The sequence below is a fragment of the Cryobacterium sp. TMT1-62 genome, from assembly GCF_004403145.1.
In the GTDB taxonomy this organism is placed as follows: domain Bacteria; phylum Actinomycetota; class Actinomycetes; order Actinomycetales; family Microbacteriaceae; genus Cryobacterium; species Cryobacterium sandaracinum.
Map to the genome: position 1 here is coordinate 1 of NZ_SOGZ01000006.1, position 15,148 is coordinate 15,148.

A 15,148-nucleotide genomic window follows, 5' to 3' on the forward strand; every position below is an offset into this window, starting at 1 on the left:
AGGGCGCGGCCGGCCAGGTGCGGCGTCTCGACGCGGAGCTGGAGGTGGCGCACCGGGCCGACGCGGTCGCCGCCGGCGAGAACGCGGCGGCGGCGGTGCGCTACCAGACCCTTGTGGACCGGCGGCTGGCCGGCCACGCCGTCGAGTTGGCCTCGCACCTCGTGCCGGGGGAGCCGTGCGAGGTGTGCGGCTCGACCGCGCATCCGGCTCCCGCCACCGGCGATGAAGAACCGGTCACCGAAGCCGACATCGTGGCGGCACGGGCATGCCTGAAGCAGGCGCAGACCCGACTCGATCAGACGCACGTCGCCGCAGGCACCGTGGCCACCGATCTGGCCGAGGCCCGGGCCCGGGCCGGGGAGCGCACCATCGACGAAATCGTCGCCGAAATGGCCGCGTCCGAGGTGGCCCTCGCCGCGGCCGTGAACGCGGGCGTGCGGGCGGCAGCGCTCGGCCTCGACAAGAGCCGGCTGCGGGCCGAACTCGACGAGGCCGGCCGTGCCCTGGCAGGCCTCTGCTCCGCCCGCGATGTGGCGGCCGTGCAGCTTGCCGAGCGCCGCAGCGCGCGACAGGCCATCGACGACCGAGTGTCCGCCCAGCGCGGCGACTTCGCCTCGGTGGGCCACCGGGTCGATCGGCTGCGGGCAGAGCTGGCCTCCGCGCGGGCCCTCGGCGAGGCCCTCGACCACAGCCGTGAGCGCCGGAGCCTGCGGAACGCCGCCGGCGCATCCGTTCAGGCTCAGCTGGACCGCGAAGGTTTCGTCGACGAGCAGGACGTGGCCGCCGCCCACCAGAACGACGCCGACGTGCGGCAGCTGGAAGAGCTGATCCGCGGCCACGACGATTCGCGCGCGGCGGCGCGCTCGGTGCTGGCTGAACCGGCACTCACGGGTCTTCCCGCCGGCCTGACCGACGTCGGTCCGGCCCGGGAAACCCTGGTGACGGCGGCGGCGGAACGGGATGCGGCGCTGGCCGAACGCGGCTCCCTGGGGGAGCGGGTGGCCGTCATGACCGGCCTGGTCACGGATGCCCGCGTGCACTTCGACGCCGGCGCGGAGCTTCTGTCCACGCAGACGCAGGTTAGGGAGTTGGCGGCGGCCGTGCACGGCGACGAACCCAACACGAAACGGATGCGCCTGGAGACCTACGTTCTCGCCGCGCAGCTCGAGCAGATCATTGCAGCGGCCAACAACCGGCTACGCACCATGACCGGGGGCCGCTACACCCTCGAACACGACGACTCGGTGCAGTTCCGTGGTGGCCAGTCCGGGCTCGGGCTGATGATCCGGGACGCGCACACCGGGCGGGCCCGCCCCACCCAGTCGCTCTCCGGCGGCGAGACGTTCCTGGCGTCATTGGCCCTCGCCCTCGGGCTGGCGGAAATCGTGTCGAACCAGGCCGGCGGCATCGCCCTCGACACCCTGTTCGTCGACGAGGGCTTCGGGTCCCTCGACGGCGCCACCCTGGAAACCGCGATGAGCACCCTGGACGGTCTCCGCGCCGGCGGCCGCACCATCGGTCTGATCAGCCATGTCGACTCCATGAAGGAGCAGATCCCGGCCAAGCTGGTCATCACCGTCACCGACCAGGGCTTCAGCGAGATCGACGAGGTCCTCGTGTCGGTGTAGCCGGGCTGTGCCGGTTCGTGCTGTGCCGGCGCGGGACTAGTCCAGACCGGGCGTGGCCGAGTAGGCAGGCTGGCCGGGGCAGGTCGCGAGCACGCGCACCATGGCGTCGTGCTCGGCCGGGGCCACCCATAGGCCGTAGGTGGCCTTCACGGAGATCTGGCGGGCCACATATTCGCAGCGGAACGACTTCTCCGCGGGTAGCCAGGTGGCGGCGTCCCCGTCGCCCTTCTGCGAGTTGGAGACACCGTCGGAGGCCAGCAGGTTCAGCGGGTCGTTGGCCAGGGCGATCCGCTCTTCCCGGGTCAGTTGTGCGGCGCCGGTTTGCCAGGCGTTCGACAAAGCGACCAGATGGTCGATCTGCACGAGCATCGAGGTGGTCTCGCCGCGCTCGAACGACACCGATTCGCCCGTGTACGGCGCCAGCAGCTGGCCGCTCAAGACCCGGCAGGACGCGTCGGTCACGATCGCGGCCAGGTCGCGGGCCAGGATATCGTTGCGGGTGTCGCAGCCGTTGTCGTCCACGTCGCGCCAGGCGGAGCCGAACTCGCCGGTGCGGTCGTAGCCGGTCTTCGCGGCCTTGCCCTTGACCGGCAGGGTGGCGAGCAGGTCGGCCGCGTCGCCGGTCACCGGGGCCGCGGCCGTGGATCCGACCGGGAAGGGAACGGATGTCTCGCCCGGTGTGACGCCGGGCACGCCGACCACGATCGCCCAGACCAAAGCCAGGAGCGGCAGGACCACCATCAGGGCGGTGACGGGCCGTCGCCTGGAACGCCGGCTGCGGGTTGACGCAGGCTTGCGAGATGCGTGTGGCATGGTGCTCCCAGGGTCGGCTTTCGACCCTACCGGGCGGCAATAATGACGTATGACCAAAAACTGGACCCCGCTCGCCGCCGTCTACCTGGCGCTCAGCCTCGGCGGCCTCGTGGGCACCTGGACCTTCAACCTGCTGGCGATCGTGCAGCTACGCGACTTCGTCGGTGACTGGGTGAACAGCGGTCCGGCGGTGTCGTCACTGACCGTTGACCTGCTGGTGGTGGCGGTGGCCGGCAGCATCCTGATCATCGTCGAGGCCAGGCGGATCGGGATGAAGCGGGGTTGGCTCTACGTGGTGCTCTCGGGTCTGACAGCCTTCGCCTTCACCTTCCCGCTTTTCCTCGCAATGCGGGAACGCACGCTGCAGGCGCAGCGGGTGCGGCCGGCGTCTGCCGGAGCCCGGACCCGCTAGGCGCCAGCCAGGCGGACCAGCCAGGCGGTCTCGAACCAATTCGACGGAGATTTTGCTCAAAACCGGCCCCAAACATCCGTTTCAGCCCGAAATGCTCAAAATCTCCGTCGAATTCGTTAGGCCGCACTCAGCTAGTTGGTGTCGGCGGACCGCGCCCTCGTCGAGGGGCGCTTTGCCACCGGCTTGCGTGGTGTCTTCGCGGCGGGCTTGGCGGCCGTCTTCGACGTCGGCTTTGCCGTAGCCTGCGTGGCGGACGGCTTCGCCTGGCGTGAATTCTGCTTCGGCTTCGGCTCCGTGAGCCGCAGCACCTTGCCGCCCGTGTTGAGCACATTGTGCCGCGCGCCGGCCGGCACGACCATGGCGGAGTTCTTCCTGATCTTCGTCTTGGTGCCGTCGATCCAGATCTCGCCCTTGCCCTTCTCCACCCGAAAGTACTGGTCTCGATCCGGGTGCACCTCTTCCCCGATGTCCTCGCCCGGCTCCAGCGCCATCACGACCAGCTGCAGCCCCCGGGCGGTGTACAGCACCTGGCGGAAATTCGAGTTGCGGATGGCCGCGTCCTCGATCTTGTCGACAAAACCCGTCATGGGATCCTCCGTTGTTCCAGTGCGCGGTAGTCGCGGCGGCGGAAGTGCTCAACCGCCGCAGTCAACCCCGCTGTTTGCGCCAAAGGGTGAAGTATGCTTCACTTATTTTCGGAGGGGAGTAATCCCCAGCGTGTGGTCGTCATTACGGTTCCGTCATCGGAGCCCGGCCACAGGGACCCGATCCGGGTTGGACCAGACCTCCAGTCGAAGCAGTGACTGGAAGGCATTCCCCATGGACGTTCCCCTCTACGCCTGGCTGGCGGTGTTCGGCATCATCGCCGTCATGCTCGCCGTCGACCTGTTCGCCCATCGCAAGGCCCATGTGATCGGAGTGCGCGAAGCCGCGATCTGGTCCGTGATCTGGGTGCTCATCGGCATCTCCTTCGGCGTCGTGATCTGGGTGACGGCCGGGGCCGAGTTCGGGCAGCAGTACTACGCGGGCTACCTGATCGAGAAGTCCCTCGCGGTCGACAACGTCTTCGTCTGGGCGATCATCTTCGCCGCTTTCGCGGTGCCGCGCCAGTACCAGCACCGGGTGCTGTTCCTCGGCGTTCTCGGTGCGCTCGTGCTGCGCGGCATCTTCATCGCCGCGGGCGCCGTGTTGATCGAGAACTTCTCCTGGATTCTCTACGTGTTCGCTGCGTTCCTGATCTTCACGGGCTACCGCATGATCCGCACCCGCAACGAGCACGCGCACCCCGAGAAATCCCAAGTGTTGCGCCTCTTCCGCCGCTTCATCCCGATGACCGAGACGTTCCACGGCCAGCGCTTACTCGTGCGCAAGAACGGCATTCTGCTCGCCACACCGCTGCTGGCGGTTCTCGTGCTCGTCGAGGTGACGGATGTCGTGTTCGCCGTGGACTCCATCCCGGCCATCTTCGCGGTCACCAGTGAACCGTTCATCGTCTTCACCGCCAACGCCTTTGCAATCCTCGGCCTCCGGGCGATGTACTTCCTGCTCGCCGACCTCATGCACCGATTCGTCTACCTGAAGATTGGTCTCTCGCTGGTGCTGATCTGGGTGGGCGTCAAGATGCTGCTGCTCGACGTCTTCTACATCCCGACGACCGTTTCCCTATCTGTGATCGCGCTGATCATCGCGGTGTCGGTCATGCTCAGCCTCCGGGCCACGCGGGGCCAGGGGCGGCGCGAGTTCGAGGCCGCTCCCGTCGGCTCGTTCCGCGAGGCCACCCCTGAGGAACTCGCCCAGATGGAGCCGGTCTGGCGCCGATCGGCCCGCACGCCCGAGCAGAAGGCACAGAATGCCGAGCAGAAGGCCGAACAGAAGGCTGAGCAGAAGAAGGTGAACGAGACCCTCCGATGACCGAGATGCTGCCCGAACCGCCGCCCGTTCCGTCGCCTGGACCGACGGATGCCCCCGGCAAGCCGTGGACGTTCCTCACCCACCACGCGCACCTGCTCCTGGCTATCGCGGGGAACCCCGATGCGCGGGTGCAGGAGCTCGCCGACACGGTAGGGGTGTCAACCCGGGCGGCGCTGAGCATCATGGCGGACCTGGTCACGGCCGGCTACATCCGCCGCGAACGGGTGGGGCGGCGCAATCACTACAGCATCGAGCGGAACCGGCCGTTCCGGCATCCGTCGACCGCGGCGCACAGCGTCGACGAGATGATCGCCGCGTTCAGCACATTCGCGCCGCCAACGCGATCGATCTGACCGCGACAGCGGATCAGGCCACAGGTTCGGTCGTCAAAACCTGTGGCCGGAGGCGGCTCGCGGCGATTGCGGCCGCGGCGAGACCGGTGATGAAGGTCGCGATGCCGAGCACGTAGAAGATCACGGTCACGTAGCCGCCCGGCTGGGCCGGTTCGAGGAAGGGATAGGTGTAGAAGCCGGTCAGGGTGCCCCGCACCACGGCGTAAGCCACCCAAGCCAGCGGGTAGATCAGGGCAACACCGAGGCGCTTCCAGGCCAGGGCCGGGCGCCCCGGCGAGAGGATCCAGTCCAGCGCGATGAAGATCGGCGCCCAGACGTGCAACACCTCGTTGGGCCAGCCGACACCGATGAAGCCATCGGAGACGACGTTGCGCAGCAGCGCGTTGTAGACGACCCCGGTGACGACCGCGTAGGTGAGTACCGACATTCGCACCACGGTGAGGAGTTGGGAATCCGTGCTTCGGCGAAGGGCGAGGGAACCTCCCACGAGCAGCACGACCACGTTCATCAGGCTCGACTGGATGGTGAAGTAGCCGAAATACTCGGTCGCCACGAAGGCGTCGTTCCAGAGCTGGTCGGTGATCTGCGTAATGATGCTCGCGAGGAGTAGCAGTCCCATGCCGATCCGCAGCAGACCGGAAAGCTGCCGGAAGGTGGAGGGCGATGCTGAGTCGGAGCCCACCGGAGAGATCGCTGTTGAAGTCACTGGAAAAGAATAGTGCGGACGAGCTGGGGATTTAGCAAGGCAGGCCGCTTGCCCGGAAGGGGGTCAGCAGCAGAGGCAGGATACTGTTGACGTTCATGCTTATTTAGTTCCTCTTATGAGTAGGCTCACGCTGAAATTCTCGCTGAGGACACGACAGGAAGGTCACAGTTGCTGGAAGTAACTGCGCTCCGCTGGACGCTCACCATCGCCGTCATTCTGGGTCTGCTCGCGTTGGACCTGGGTTTGGCCATCGCCCGGCCGCACGTCGTCAAGTTTCGGGAGGCCGCACTCTCGTCGGTGCTGTACATCGCGGTCGCGATCCTGTTCGGTCTCGTTTTCGCGGCGCAGGTGGGCTGGGGGTTCGGCGCGGAATACTTCGCCGGGTACATCGTTGAGAAGAGCCTGTCCATCGACAACCTCTTCGTTTTCGTGATCATCATGTCGACCTTCGCGGTCCCGGAAAAATACCAGCAGAAAGTTCTCATCTTCGGGATCCTGCTGGCACTCATTCTGCGGGCGATCTTCATTGCACTGGGTTCCGCCCTGCTTTCGCTGTTCTCATTCATGTTCCTGATCTTCGGTCTGGTGCTGATCTTCACAGCCGTACAGCTCTTCCGGCACCGTAACGTCGACCCTGACGTGCAAGACAACGTACTGGTCCGGGTGGCCCGTCGGGGCCTGACCGTTACCGACGACTATGTCGACGGTCGAATGTTCACGCGGAGCGCCGGCCGCCGCGCGGTGACACCGCTGTTTATCGTGCTGATAGCGATCGGCAGCACCGATCTCCTGTTCGCACTCGATTCGATCCCGGCGATCTTCGGAATCACCGATGAGGCGTACATCGTCTTCACCGCCAACGCCTTCGCGCTGCTCGGGCTCCGGGCGCTCTTCTTCCTCGTCAAGGGGCTTCTCGACCGGCTGGTCTACCTGTCGACCGGCCTGTCCCTCATCCTGGCCTTCATCGGTGTGAAACTCGTTCTGCATTGGGCACACGGCCTTGATGGCCGAGTGCCGGAGATCAGCACGAATCTCAGCCTGATCGTCATCGGTGTGGTCTTGACCGTGACCACGGTCGCCAGCCTGATCAAGACACGCCAGGATCCCACGGTGCGAGCTCATGCCGGCTCACTCCGGGCAGCGGATCATTCCGAGACTGAACCAGCGGATCAGCCCGACTCCGGGCACAAGAGTTGACGGGCAGGTGAGGGGCTGAGCCGCTGCCCGGCGAGGTCGGCCCCACGCCTGGATGTGCACCTAGAAGGGGAACAGCAGCCGGTGCAGGAACTGCCGGGTGCGTTCCTCCTTCGGGTGGCGCAGCAGCTGATTCGGGTCGCCATGCTCGACGATCCGGCCACCGTCGACGAAGGCCACCTCGGTGGCTACCTCGCGCGCGAATTCGAGTTCGTGGGTCACGATCACCATGCTCCAGCCCTCCACCGCCAGTTCCTTGATCAGGCGCAGAACATCGCCCACGAGTTCCGGGTCGAGGGATGACGTGGGCTCGTCGAAGAGCAGCAGCTGCGGGCGCAGGGCGAGCGCGCGCACGATGCCCACACGCTGCTGCTGGCCGCCGGAGAGTTCGAACGGGTAGCTGTCCTTCTTGGCGCTGAGGCCCACGCGGTCGAGCAACGCGAGCGCCTCCGCTTCGACCTCCGCCTTCGGGCGGCGCTGCACCACCACGGGCCCCTCCAGCACGTTCTCCAGTACGGTCTTGTGCGGGAACAGGTTGTAGTGCTGGAAGACCATGGCCGACCGGTCGCGCAGAGCCGCACGCTGACTCTTCCCCGGAATGGCTGCGAAGTCGACCGACAGTTCGTCGGCCACGTCGATCGTTCCGCCGTCGGCCAGTTCCAGGCCGTTCAGGCAGCGCAGGATGGTGGTCTTGCCGGAACCGGAGGGTCCGATCAGGGCGAGCACGTGGCCGCGACCCACCGTCAGCTCGATGGATTGCAACACCTGGTTGGCGCCGAAACTCTTCTGGAGCCCGCGCACGCGGAGCAGGGCGTCGGAGGTCGCCGCGGCATCCGGGGCCGTCGGTTCGGTCGGATCAATCGGATCAGTGGGGGACATAGCGGTCCAATCGCTTCTCGAGAACGCTCTGCACCGAGGACAGGCCCAGGCAGATCACCCAGTAGACCAGGGCGGCTTCGAGGTAGAGCAGCATGAATTCCTGGCTGAAGGCGGCCACCTGCTGTGCTTCGCGGAACAGCTCCGTGACCAGGATCAGCGAGGCGAGGGAGGTGTCCTTGACCAGGCTGATGAAGGTGTTCGACAGGGGCGGAACCGAGACACGGGCGGCCTGCGGCAGGATGATCCGGGTCAGCGCGCGACGGTGCGACATGCCGATCATGTAGGCCGCCTCCCATTGTCCCTTGGGCACCGAGAGGATGGCAGCCCGAATCACTTCGGCGGCGTAGCCGCCGACGTTGAGCGAGAACGCCATCACAGCGCTCGGCCACGGATCGATCAGGATGCCCAGCGACGGCAGGCCGTAGAAGATCACGAACAACTGGACCAACAGTGGGGTACCGCGCACGATCGAGATGTAGACCCGGGCGATGCCGGACACCCACCGGCGCCGGGAGAGGCGCATCAACGCCAGCCCGAGCGCGAGCGCCAGACCGATCGTGAACGAGGCGAGCGCCAGCGGGATGGTGCCGAGAATCGCCCCCTGCACGATGGGACCGAGCGAGGTCCAGAACAGGTCCCAGGCGGATTGGTTCATGGCTGGACGGGGTTACTGGGAAACGTCGGACCCGAAGTACTTCTCCGAGATCGACGTCAGGGTGCCGGCGGCGGCGAGCTTCTCGAGGGCCGCGTCGACGGCGTCCGTCAGCTCCGTGCTTCCCTTGACGAAAGCGAACGAGGTTGCGGACTTTTCGTCGGTGTTCGCGGCGACCTTGAGCCCGGTGGCGCCGGTCTGCTTCTGGTAGTCGAGGAAGGTAAGGTTGTCGTTCACGGTCGCGTCGACGCGGCCCTCTTCGACCAGGGCGACCGACTGGGCCCAGCCCTCGACGGCCTGCACACGTGCGCCGCTCTCGGTGGCGAGGGTGTTCCAGTTGCTGGTGAGCGACTGGGCGGTGGTCTTGCCGGCCAGGGTCTCGAAGGAGGTGATCGAGGTGTTGTCGCTCTTGACCACGATCACGCCGGTCGAGAACGTGTAGGGGGTCGAGAAGTTGTACTTGGCGACGCGTTCCGGGGTGGCCGTGACCTGGTTGGCGATGACGTCGAAGCGGCCGGCCTCGAGGCCGGCGAAGATGCCGTCCCACTGGGTTTCCTCGAACTTGGCCGTGACTCCGAGCTCGGCTGCGACGGCCTCGATGATCTCGACGTCGTAGCCGGCCAGTGCGCCGGAGCCACCCTCGTGGAAGGTGAACGGGCGGTACGTGCCCTCGGTGCCGATGGTGAGCACGCCCGCGTCTATGACGGAGGACAGCGAGGTGTCGGCGCCGGTGGTGGTTGCGTCGTCGGTGTCGGTGCTCGCGGAGCAGCCGGCCAGCGACACGGTGAGCGCTGTGAGTAATACCGCCGACAGGATCTTGAGCTTCATTTTTCTGGCCTAACCGAGGTTGCAGGTGCGTATTCATCGCCGAAAAGCGATGTCTGAAGACTAACAAGGAGTGCGCCCCGGTAAGTATTCCCGTGACGCGCCGCGTCACACACCGGTTAGGCCCCGGTCAATGGCCTTGCCGGGGATTTTGGGCCGGAATAGGCTGCGCTCGACCCGTGCACCCGATGTTCGTTCTCGGATGTGCAGGTACTCCGGTCCTTACCCGACCCGAATCGGCCCGACCCGAAGGAGCCTGCAATGAAGCTGACTGCCGACCAACACGACCGATCAGCAGCGGTGCTGCTGGGCATGGCCTGCGGGGACGCGCTCGGGGCCGGCTACGAGTTTGCCGGGCCGCTACCGGAAACCACCCCGGTCAGCATGCGCGGCGGCGGCGGCTTCCACTGGGTACCCGGCGAGTGGACCGACTACACGGCCATGGCGGTGCCGCTCGCGATCGCCGCGGCGGAGGGCGGGGATCTCAGAGACGACTCGGTCCTCGACATCGTCGTGGCCCAATGGGTGGCCTGGGCGAAATCGGCACCGTACGCGGGCGTGCAGTTGGGGGCGGTGCTCTCGGGCAGCGAGCCGAACGCCGACTCCGTGCGTCGCGGGGCGAGGGAGCAGCATGATCGCAACGGGCGCAGCGCCGGCAACGGATCGCTCCTGAGAACCGCGCCGGTGGCGCTGGCGTTCCTCGGCGATCCGGTCGCCTTGGCCGAGGCCGCGCGCCTGGTCAGCGAGCTGACGCACCGTGAAACCGAGGCAGGCGATGCCTGCGTGCTGTTCGGGCTCGCTTTGCGGCACGCCGTGCTCGAGGGCGAACTCGACATTCGGGTGGGCCTGTCCGCCCTGACGAGCGAGCGCCGCGCGGACTGGTCTACCCGGTTCGACGATGCCGAGCGTGAACGGCCCGCGGATTTCCCGGGTAACGGCTGGGTCGTGCAGACCCTGCAGGCTGCCTGGTCGGCGATCACGTACGCCCGGGGAACGGATGCCGGCCAGGTGCGTCGCGCCATCGAAGTCGCGGCGCGCGGCGGCGGCGACACCGACGCCGTAGCAGGTGTCGCTGGCGCGCTGACCGCCGCCCGCTGGGGGCTGGAAGCTGTGCCAACAACCTGGCGCCACCTGGTGCAGGGCTGGCCGGGGCTGCGCGGCGTTGACCTGGTGCGCCTGTCCATGCAGTCAGCCCACTGCGGAACGGTCGGGGGAGTCCGGGCCGACGAGGTCGGCTTGCAGCGCACGGTCAAGCTGCGCGCGCTGCGTTGACGTCAGGGCGAAAGCTTCAGTTCTCCGGCAGCTCAGGACTTCAACGCCAACGCGAACGGCAGCACGGCCGCCACCCCCTGGCGACGCAGTAGGCGGCCCGCAACCGTGAGCGTCCAGCGGCTGTCGGCGAGGTCATCGACGAGCAGGATCGGTCGGCCCTGCACCGTGTCGAGGGCCGCGGCCAGCTTCGGTCCCACCGCGAAACGGTCCCAGACGTTGGAGAGCCGGTAGGCGCTGTTGCCGCCCGCCGTGCCGGTGGGGCCGCCGTTCACGAGGTCGAGCGAGCCGAGCCAGGGCAGGCGGCCGGCCTCGGCGAACGCCCGAGCCACCGATCCGACCAGCAACGGATGCCGCCGCGAGGGCACGCTCACCACCGCGGCCGGCCGTTCGTCCCAGCCCCACTCCACCAGCACGCGGATGCAGGCCTGGATCAGGGCTGGGCTCGCCGGGGCATCCGTGGACGGCGCGTCGGAGGACTGGGTGGCGAACAGGTCGCGTAGCGGGCCGCCCCAGCCCAGATCGGTGAGGCGGGCGAGGGCGCGGCCGGGCAGCATCCGTTCGCCGGTCGGGATGTTGCCGCGCACGTTCACGCCCAGGCTCGCCACCCCGGTGGGCCACTGCGCGCGCGGCTCGAGAGCCACGCCGACCCGGTCGAGGGCCCGGGCGGCGGCCGAGGTCATCTCGGGCCGCACGTCGCCGGGGAACCAGGCCGTGGTGCAGTTGTCGCAGCGGCCGCAGGCCACCGCGGTGTCGTCGTCGAGCGCGCGCTGCAAGAATTCCATCCGGCAGCCGGTGGTGCGCTCGTAGTCGAGCATCGCCTGCTGCTCGCTCACCCGGGCGGCGGCGATGCGTTCGTAGCGTTCCCGGTCGTAGAACCAGGGCCGGCCGGTGGACACCCAGCCGCCGGTGACGCGGCGCACGGCGCCGTCGACGTCGAGCACCTTCAGCAGCAGCTCGAGCGGGCTGCGCTTGAGGTCGACGCGGGCCTCGAGCGCCGGTGTGGACAGCGGGGCCAATCCGTGCTCCGTGAGCGCCCCGATCACGGCTTCCGCCTTGTGCTGGCTGGGCATCGAGGAGGTGGCGAAGTACTGCCAGATGTCTTCGTCTTCGACTCCGGGCAGCAGCAGCACGTCGGCGTTCTCGGTGGCGCGGCCGGCGCGGCCGACCTGCTGGTAGTAGGCCACGGGGGAGGAGGGGGCACCCAGGTGCAACACGAAGCCGAGGTCGGGCTTGTCGAACCCCATGCCCAGGGCGCTGGTGGCGACGAGGGCCTTGACCTTGTTGCGCTTGAGCATGCCCTCGGACTCCTCCCGCTCCGCGGTGTCGGTCTGCCCGGTATAGGCGCGCACCGGGTGCCCGGCCTCCCGCAGCAGACGTGCGGTGTCTTCCGCCGCCGAGACGGTGAGGGTGTAGATGATGCCGCTACCGGGCAGCTCGTCGATGTGGCTGAGCAGCCAGGCCAGCCGGGTGCGCGAGTCGGGCAGGCGCAGTACGCCGAGGCGCAGAGATGCCCGGGCGAGCGGGCCGCGGATGGTGACCACCTCAGCGCCTGCCACGCCGGTTGCGCCGTTTGCGACCGTCGCGCCGGTCGAGACGAGCTGTGCCGCGACATCCGTCACCACGCGGCTGTTCGCCGTGGCCGTGGTCGCCAGCACCGGCACCCCGGCGGGCATCTGGGCGATCAGGTCGCGCAGGCGCCGATAGTCGGGCCGGAAATCGTGGCCCCAGTCGGAGATGCAGTGGGCCTCGTCGACGACGAGCAGGCCCACCCGGGCGAGGAGCGCGGGGAGCTGCTCGTCGCGGAACTTCGGGTTGTTGAGTCGCTCCGGCGACACCAGCAGCACATCGACCTCGTCGTCGATCAGCTGCTGCTGCGCCTCTGCCCACTCGTGCGGGTTGGAGGAGTTGATCGACACGGCGCGCACCCCGGCCCGGGCTGCCGCGGCCACCTGGTCGCGCATCAGGGCGAGCAGCGGCGACACCAGGATGGTGGGGCCGGCTCCCTGGCGGCGCAGCAGCAGCGTGGCGACGAAGTAGACGGCCGACTTGCCCCACCCGGTGCGTTGCACGACCAGGGCCCGTCGGCGCTGGTCGACGAGGGTCTCGATCGCCTCGAACTGTCCCTCGTGGAAGTCGGCGTCGTCACGCCCGACCAGGTTGCGCAGAATCTCGAGGGCGGCGGCGCGGGTGTCGGTCATCCGTCCAGCTTCGCAGATGCTGGTGACAGCGCGCCGGGCGCCAGGCCTCGCGGCGCAGGTTATGGAAGCGGGCGCACGGACGAACGTGCGCCTGCTTCCCCAGGGTGCGCCGCGACGCCGATCCTGCGAGCGCGGCTACAGTGCGTCGAGCCGGGCGGCGACGTCGGCCGGGAAGCCGCCCGTGCCGATCGGGCTCCACCGGCTGGGGGTGATGCGGATCAGGGACTTGTCCTGAAGCGCCATCGCCGCCCGGTACTCGGCCCAGTCGGAGTGCTCGCCGGAGATGCAGCGGAAGTACTCGACCAGCCCGTCGCCGGCCTCGGGCATGTGCAGCACCTCGGCGTCGCCGTCGACCTGGATCCAGCCGCCGTCCCAGTCTTCCGAGAGCACCAGTACGGAGGCAAGCACATTTCGCTCCGCGTTGCGGGTTTTCGCCCGGGCAGGATAGGAGGAGATCACGATTCGGCCGGAGGGGTCGACCCCGCCGGTCACGGGCGAGATCTGCGGGCGGCCGTCGGTGCGGGTGGTGGCCAGCAGCATCCGGTGCCTCGGGCGCACGAAAGCGAGCATCTCGGCGAGGTCGACTGTGGTGGTGGTTGCAATGTCTCTGGCCATGATCCAAGGCTACGGCAGAGCGGATGCCCGACACGATCGGTCGCATCAGGCTCCGCGGCCACACCTCGCTATGCTCGCACCGTGAAGGTCGTCCAGGAACTCGAAACACGCATGCACCCCGACTCCGTCGCCGGGTTCCGCCTGGTGCTCGCGGAGGCACGGGTGACCGACTCCATTCTGCTGCCGGTGCGGGCGATGGAGCGCATGGTGGCGCCCGTGCAGTGGATGCTGCGCCGCGTCGGTGAGCACGGTATCCGTCTGACCCAGGCCGGCTACCTCCCGCCCGCGGTGGTCGTGGAAGCCTCGACCCAGCTCGACTGGGGCTGGCCCGTCACGGCCAGCCGGGAGAGCCACTTCCTGCCTCTGCTGGAGTTGCGCGCACACCTGCGCAGCGTGGGCCTGCTCCGAGTGAGCAAGGGGATGCTGCTGCAGACCAGTCGCGGCCGGGCGCTCGTCGAGGCGCCGCGCGATCTGTGGTGGCATCTGGCCAGAACCGCGCACCAGAGTCGCGACCCGGCCGAGTCCGACGCCACCAGGCTGCTGCTCCTACTCATCGCGCGGCGGGGTTTTGACGAGGCCGAGCTGTTCAAACAGCTGCTGGCCCTCAGTTTGGAGACCATCGGTTGGGTGCGGGCCGACGGTGCCCCGCTCTCCAGTGACGCGGCCTTCAACCTGGTGCTGCCGAAGTGGCGCTTGCTGCGCCGACTCGGTGTGTTCGATGCCGGCACCAGCAGTTACACGCGCTGGATCGTCACGCCCGGTGGGGCCGCGTTCGCCCGGGCGGCCCTGCAGTCCGAGGTCTGAGGCGCGCCGCGGACCACCATGCATGAGGCCGACGGGGAGCACGAATAACGCCTGACCTCACTACGGGTTGCAATAGTCGCACCATTGCGGGTCGGCGGTGGCCTGGCCACGCGGTATCCGGGTCCTGTGGGTACAGCGTCCGCAGCCGTGGAGGTCCGCGGCGATCAATGTGGTCGCTGATCTACAGTCGGAACAGGGAACGCCGCGTTCGATGTCTACCTGACCGAACCCAGGTGCTTGACACAGGGAGCAGGGTGTAACGAGGCGACGAGCCATCTGATAACTCAGCCTGCGAATCGTCTCTGCCCGCGCTGGCGATTTGTGCGCTCGGTAGTCCGGCAGAATCGTGACGGTGGACTGGTCCGTCAGAAGCATGTCGACGGTTTCCTCGAGGTCGCTGAGTTGCGTGAAGTTCTTGTAGACAGTCAGGTGATTATCGTTTGTGCTCTGCACGATCACTCCCTGTTCGGGGAATCCCGCGGCTGACGCGAACGCGAGAGCGCTGTCGGCGTTGTCGACGCGTCTGCCTCCAGGCAGCGCGGAGATATTCACGGCGCCCTCGACGAGTTCCAACCCCAGGGTTTTGTCGATGAACAGGAGAATCTCCGTGTTTTCAACGAGAGGACCGAATCCGGAGCTGAAGCTGCCTTCGGAGGCAAGTCCAAGAGTGGTGCCGGCGATCTGCATACCCAGTCGCGCTTTGGCGCGGGCTGCCGAGCGGGGGCTGAGGGTGCGTGGGATATCGCCGGCGAAGGTCCCGAACTGGTCAGTGTTCAGGCCCCCCGCAGCGCTGACTGTCGCGCCGAGAATGTCGCGGAATGCCTGTTGGGCGAGGTGCTCCTTGCCGTGCATGGTGGCGAAGGTGATCAGGCGCCCAGCATAGTAG

Annotated in this window: 16 protein-coding genes; 7 read left to right on the forward strand and 9 right to left on the reverse strand. The window is 67.7% G+C overall.

Annotated features, from left to right (window positions below; all coding sequences use genetic code 11):
- On the forward strand, positions 1-1,628 hold a 1,628-nt coding region (locus E3T34_RS02020; RefSeq protein WP_304993893.1), incomplete at its 5' end, for an SbcC/MukB-like Walker B domain-containing protein.
- Positions 1,629-1,664: 36 nt separating this feature from the next.
- Here the strand turns inward: E3T34_RS02020 and E3T34_RS02025 are convergent.
- On the reverse strand, positions 1,665-2,441 hold the full coding sequence (locus tag E3T34_RS02025; protein WP_104099136.1) for an HNH endonuclease family protein: 777 nt from the start codon (positions 2,439-2,441) through the stop codon (positions 1,665-1,667).
- A 49-nt stretch (positions 2,442-2,490) separates the two neighbouring features.
- On the opposite strand from E3T34_RS02025, the gene E3T34_RS02030 reads away from it, so the two are divergent.
- Positions 2,491-2,853 carry a DUF2834 domain-containing protein gene (locus E3T34_RS02030; protein ID WP_104099135.1) on the forward strand — a complete coding sequence of 121 codons (363 nt, stop codon included), beginning with the start codon at positions 2,491-2,493 and terminating at the stop codon, positions 2,851-2,853.
- A gap of 131 nt (positions 2,854-2,984) precedes the next feature.
- On the opposite strand, the gene E3T34_RS16800 is transcribed toward E3T34_RS02030, so the two are convergent.
- Positions 2,985-3,440, reverse strand: coding sequence for a cupin domain-containing protein (locus E3T34_RS16800; RefSeq protein WP_134342009.1), 456 nt, complete (start codon positions 3,438-3,440; stop codon positions 2,985-2,987).
- Between the two features lie 232 nt (positions 3,441-3,672).
- Here E3T34_RS16800 and E3T34_RS02040 point away from each other — a divergent pair, with 232 nt between their 5' ends.
- Together E3T34_RS02040 and E3T34_RS02045 are read left to right on the forward strand one after the other, a co-directional pair.
- A complete protein-coding gene (locus E3T34_RS02040; RefSeq protein WP_104099665.1) occupies positions 3,673-4,764 on the forward strand; it encodes a TerC family protein in 1,092 nt (363 codons plus the stop codon).
- Entirely contained in the window at positions 4,761-5,117 is a 357-nt protein-coding gene (locus tag E3T34_RS02045; protein ID WP_370248020.1) for a MarR family transcriptional regulator, read from the forward strand. The genes E3T34_RS02040 and E3T34_RS02045 overlap by 4 nt, the downstream gene beginning before the upstream one ends.
- Positions 5,118-5,130: 13 nt before the next feature.
- Here E3T34_RS02045 and E3T34_RS02050 read toward each other — a convergent pair whose 3' ends face one another.
- The gene (locus E3T34_RS02050) at positions 5,131-5,823 is read right to left on the reverse strand and encodes a Pr6Pr family membrane protein (protein ID WP_104099664.1); all 693 of its coding nucleotides are present in this window, start codon (positions 5,821-5,823) and stop codon (positions 5,131-5,133) included.
- Positions 5,824-5,991: 168 nt separating this feature from the next.
- Here E3T34_RS02050 and E3T34_RS02055 point away from each other — a divergent pair, with 168 nt between their 5' ends.
- A complete protein-coding gene (locus tag E3T34_RS02055) occupies positions 5,992-7,020 on the forward strand; it encodes a TerC/Alx family metal homeostasis membrane protein (protein WP_104099663.1) in 1,029 nt (342 codons plus the stop codon).
- Between the two features lie 60 nt (positions 7,021-7,080).
- Here E3T34_RS02055 and E3T34_RS02060 read toward each other — a convergent pair whose 3' ends face one another.
- Genes E3T34_RS02060 through E3T34_RS02070 form a run of 3 tightly spaced genes read right to left on the reverse strand, consistent with a single transcriptional unit; the run spans position 7,081 to position 9,376 of the window.
- On the reverse strand, positions 7,081-7,896 hold the full coding sequence (locus E3T34_RS02060; RefSeq protein ID WP_134342010.1) for an amino acid ABC transporter ATP-binding protein: 816 nt from the start codon (positions 7,894-7,896) through the stop codon (positions 7,081-7,083).
- Positions 7,883-8,551, reverse strand: coding sequence for an amino acid ABC transporter permease (locus E3T34_RS02065; RefSeq protein WP_104099661.1), 669 nt, complete (start codon positions 8,549-8,551; stop codon positions 7,883-7,885). Before E3T34_RS02065 ends, E3T34_RS02060 begins: the two co-directional genes overlap by 14 nt.
- A 12-nt stretch (positions 8,552-8,563) precedes the next feature.
- Positions 8,564-9,376, reverse strand: a complete 813-nt coding sequence (locus E3T34_RS02070; protein ID WP_134342011.1) for an amino acid ABC transporter substrate-binding protein — start codon at positions 9,374-9,376, stop codon at positions 8,564-8,566.
- A 258-nt stretch (positions 9,377-9,634) separates the two neighbouring features.
- Here E3T34_RS02070 and E3T34_RS02075 point away from each other — a divergent pair, with 258 nt between their 5' ends.
- Positions 9,635-10,645 (forward strand): ADP-ribosylglycohydrolase family protein, encoded by a 1,011-nt coding sequence (locus E3T34_RS02075; protein ID WP_134342012.1) that lies wholly within the window; start codon positions 9,635-9,637, stop codon positions 10,643-10,645.
- A 32-nt stretch (positions 10,646-10,677) separates the two neighbouring features.
- Here the strand turns inward: E3T34_RS02075 and E3T34_RS02080 are convergent, their stop codons facing one another.
- Positions 10,678-12,843, reverse strand: a complete 2,166-nt coding sequence (locus tag E3T34_RS02080; protein ID WP_134342013.1) for a RecQ family ATP-dependent DNA helicase — start codon at positions 12,841-12,843, stop codon at positions 10,678-10,680.
- 135 nt (positions 12,844-12,978) lie between these two features.
- Entirely contained in the window at positions 12,979-13,458 is a 480-nt protein-coding gene (locus E3T34_RS02085; RefSeq protein ID WP_134342014.1) for a PPOX class F420-dependent oxidoreductase, read from the reverse strand.
- An 81-nt stretch (positions 13,459-13,539) separates the two neighbouring features.
- On the opposite strand from E3T34_RS02085, the gene E3T34_RS02090 reads away from it, so the two are divergent.
- Complete coding sequence (locus E3T34_RS02090) at positions 13,540-14,262, forward strand: hypothetical protein (protein WP_104099656.1); 723 nt, start codon at positions 13,540-13,542, stop codon at positions 14,260-14,262.
- A gap of 60 nt (positions 14,263-14,322) precedes the next feature.
- On the opposite strand, the gene E3T34_RS02095 is transcribed toward E3T34_RS02090, so the two are convergent.
- Positions 14,323-15,114, reverse strand: a complete 792-nt coding sequence (locus tag E3T34_RS02095) for a DUF6671 family protein (RefSeq protein WP_134342015.1) — start codon at positions 15,112-15,114, stop codon at positions 14,323-14,325.
- Positions 15,115-15,148: the final 34 nt, after the last annotated feature.

Coding starts and splice junctions, on each gene's coding strand:
- E3T34_RS02025 (WP_104099136.1), bottom strand. CDS start 2,441: ATGCCACACGCATCTCGCAAGCCTGCGTCAACCCGCAGCCGGCGTTCC.
- E3T34_RS02040 (WP_104099665.1), top strand. CDS start 3,673: ATGGACGTTCCCCTCTACGCCTGGCTGGCGGTGTTCGGCATCATCGCC.
- E3T34_RS02070 (WP_134342011.1), bottom strand. CDS start 9,376: ATGAAGCTCAAGATCCTGTCGGCGGTATTACTCACAGCGCTCACCGTG.
- E3T34_RS02060 (WP_134342010.1), bottom strand. CDS start 7,896: ATGTCCCCCACTGATCCGATTGATCCGACCGAACCGACGGCCCCGGAT.
- E3T34_RS02045 (WP_370248020.1), top strand. CDS start 4,761: ATGACCGAGATGCTGCCCGAACCGCCGCCCGTTCCGTCGCCTGGACCG.
- E3T34_RS16800 (WP_134342009.1), bottom strand. CDS start 3,440: ATGACGGGTTTTGTCGACAAGATCGAGGACGCGGCCATCCGCAACTCG.
- E3T34_RS02080 (WP_134342013.1), bottom strand. CDS start 12,843: ATGACCGACACCCGCGCCGCCGCCCTCGAGATTCTGCGCAACCTGGTC.
- E3T34_RS02030 (WP_104099135.1), top strand. CDS start 2,491: ATGACCAAAAACTGGACCCCGCTCGCCGCCGTCTACCTGGCGCTCAGC.
- E3T34_RS02085 (WP_134342014.1), bottom strand. CDS start 13,458: ATGGCCAGAGACATTGCAACCACCACCACAGTCGACCTCGCCGAGATG.
- E3T34_RS02075 (WP_134342012.1), top strand. CDS start 9,635: ATGAAGCTGACTGCCGACCAACACGACCGATCAGCAGCGGTGCTGCTG.
- E3T34_RS02095 (WP_134342015.1), bottom strand. CDS start 15,114: ATGCACGGCAAGGAGCACCTCGCCCAACAGGCATTCCGCGACATTCTC.
- E3T34_RS02065 (WP_104099661.1), bottom strand. CDS start 8,551: ATGAACCAATCCGCCTGGGACCTGTTCTGGACCTCGCTCGGTCCCATC.